This is a genomic window from Klebsiella sp. 1SOBk10mer (assembly GCF_046602535.1).
Classification (GTDB): domain Bacteria; phylum Pseudomonadota; class Gammaproteobacteria; order Enterobacterales; family Enterobacteriaceae; genus Klebsiella; species Klebsiella quasipneumoniae.
Genome location: NZ_JBKIUP010000089.1, coordinates 1 through 213, shown reverse-complemented (window position 1 = coordinate 213; position 213 = coordinate 1). Strand labels below are relative to the sequence as shown.

Annotated in this window: 1 rRNA gene; it reads right to left on the bottom strand. The window is 52.6% G+C overall.

Annotated features, from left to right (window positions below):
- Positions 1–136: 136 nt before the first annotated feature.
- Positions 137–213: ribosomal RNA gene (locus tag ACLH1I_RS26760) — 23S ribosomal RNA — on the bottom strand; the annotation flags it as partial.

Below are 213 nucleotides of genomic sequence, written 5' to 3'. Positions count from 1 at the left end.
GGCATGGGGTCAGGTGGGACCACCGCGCTAGTGCCGCCAGGCAAATTCTGTTTTATCAACACGTCCTGCGGACGCATCGACTAATCTGTATCAGCTGAAAATCTTCTCAAATCCGCCAAAACATCTTCGGCGTTGTAAGGTTAAGCCTCACGGTTCATTAGTACCGGTTAGCTCAACGCATCGCTGCGCTTACACACCCGGCCTATCAACGTC